General features: G+C 69.6%; 1 protein-coding gene. It reads right to left on the bottom strand.

The window, feature by feature from the left end:
- Positions 1-2560 (bottom strand): type I polyketide synthase (locus tag JK363_RS41120; protein ID WP_201883440.1); only part of this gene is annotated, 2560 nt, incomplete at both ends.

Here is a 2560-nt window from a genome sequence, read left to right as displayed (position 1 = left end):
GGTCGAGGAAGGCACCCATGCGGCTGTAGGTGGTGCCCGTGTGGTCGGGGTCCGGGTCGTACAGCGATTCCACGTCCCAGCCGCGGTCGGTCGGGAACTCCGACACCGCGTCCCCGCCCTCGGCGACCAGGCGCCACAGGTCCTCGGGTGATTCGACACCGCCGGGGAAGCGGCAGCTCATACCGACGATTGCGATCGGCTCGTCGGTCACAGTCACAGCGGGGTCGTCGGCCACAACATCGACCACCCCACCCAGCAGCTCGGCACCCAGATGTGCCGCGAGGGCTGCGGGAGTCGGGTAGTCGAAGACCAGGGTGGCGGGCAGAGTCAACTCGGTGGCCGTGTTGAGCCGGTTGCGCAGCTCGACAGAGCTGAGCGAGTCGAATCCCAGGTCCTTGAATGCACGGTCGGGTGCGATGGCGTGCGCCGAGCTGTGGCCGAGGACCATGGCAACCTGGCTGAGCACGAGGTCCAGCAGTGCCTTCTCGCGCTCCGCGGCGGTCATGCCCGCCAGCGACCGTGCCAGCGCAGATCCGGCGACGGACCCGGCCTCGGCAGTCCTGCGCGCCGTGCCACGCACCAGACCACGCAGCATGTGCGGAACAGGCTGGGAACGCGCCTGCCGGTGCAACACGGGCAGGTCCAGGGGCACCGGCGCCAGCAGTGCGCGCCCCGTGGAGCCCGCCGCGTCGAACAGCGCCAGGCCCTCGGCCGCGCCGATCGGGATCATGCCGCCGCTGGTGATCCGCCGTACGTCGGTCTCGTCCAGGTTGCCTGCCATACCACTGGCATCTGCCCACAGACCCCATGCCAGCGAGGTGGCCGGCAGGCCGGCAGCACGGCGATGCTGGGCGAGCGCGTCCAGGAAGGTGTTGGCCGCCGCGTAGTTGCCCTGGCCGGCGCCGCCGAACACACCGGCGGCGGACGAGAACAGCACAAACGCCGACAGGTCGCGGGTGAGCTCGTGCAGATGCCACGCCGCGTCGACCTTGGGCCGGAACACCTCATCGATCCGGTCCGGGGTCAGCGAGCCGATGGTGGCGTCGTCCAGTACGCCCGCGGTGTGCACCACGGCGGAGACCTGATGCTCGGCCAGCAGAGCCGCTACCGCGTTCCGATCGGCCACGTCACATGCTGCAAACGTCACCTCGGCGCCCAGAGTGACCAGCTCGTCGTGCAGTTCGTCGGCGCCCTCGGCCGCGGCGCCGCGCCTGCTCACCAGCAGCAGGCTCTGTACGCCTCGTTCCGTGACCAGGTGTCGGGCAACGAGGCCGCCCAGTGTGCCTGTCGCGCCGGTGATCAGTACCGCACCCGAACCGAAGCCGGGGTCGTCCACCACGGACTGCTGAACCCTGGCCAGGCGCGGCGCACTGGCAACACCGGAGCGCAGCGCCAACTGCGGCTCTCCGGTGGCCAAGGCGGAAGGCAGTACATCGAGCGAGGTCGCTTCGTCGTCGAGGTCGACCAGCACGATCCGGTCCGGGTTCTCCGACTGGGCGGACCGCACCAGGCCCCACACCGCCGCCTGCGCGATGTCCCGCACGTCCTCGTCGGCCGTGGTGGCGATCGCGCCCCTGGTCACGATGGCCAGACGCGTAGTGTCGAACCGCTCGTCGGCAAGCCAGTTCTGGACCGTGTTCAGCGCCCAGTGCGCCGTCTCATGGGCACCGGACACCGGATCAGTCCCGGAGGTGATCGGGCACGAAAGGACGACGAAGTCGGACAGCTCTGCCGACGGGGCTAGCGCCTCCAGGTCGGTCCACCCGACCGTCGGGACATCGCCGTCAGACAGAGGCACCGACACCCAGTCGACGCCAAACAGCGCGTCACTGCGGTCGTCACCGGCCAACTCTTCCAACGAGACCGGGCGCAGCACCAGCGAGTCCACGGTCGCAACTGGAGCACCGGAGCCGTCCGCGATCGCCAACGACACCTCGTCCGATCCCGCAGGCGTCAACCGCACCCGCAGCACCGTCGCGCCCGAGGCGTGCAACCGCACGCCCGACCACGAGAAGGGCAGTTTGCCGGGAGCGTCGGTCTGGCCCATCAGTCCGATGGTGTGCAGCGTCGCGTCCAGCAGCGCCGGGTGCAGACCAAAACCGTCCACACCTACACCCTCGGGCAGGGCCACCTCGGCGAACATCTCGTCGCCCTTGCACCAAGCCGACCGCAGCCCCTGGAATGCCGGCCCGTAGCCGAAGCCCAGCTCCGCCAGCCGGTCGTAGGCTCCGTCCAGGTCTACGACCTCCGCGCCTGCGGGTGGCCATTCGACCAGGGAAGCCCCACCGGAGCGGCCTCCCGCGCCCAGCACACCGGTGGCGTGCCGGGTCCACGACCGGTCGTCGTCGCCCGCGCTGGAATAGAAGGTCAGCTCGCGCTTGCCCGAGGAGTCCTCGGCGCCGATCCACACCTGCACCCGCACCGAGCCGTTCTCCGGCAGGACAAGAGGTGCCTCAAGCGTCAACTCCTCCACCAGGTCACACCCGACCTGATCACCCGCCCGTACCGCCAACTCAACAAACGCGGTACCAGGCAACAGCATCGAACCCTGGACCAGGTA

This window comes from Streptomyces coffeae (assembly GCF_016741875.1).
GTDB lineage: Bacteria > Actinomycetota > Actinomycetes > Streptomycetales > Streptomycetaceae > Streptomyces > Streptomyces coffeae.
Note: the sequence above shows the minus strand (reverse complement) of the source record. Positions and strands in the feature narration are given on the sequence as shown.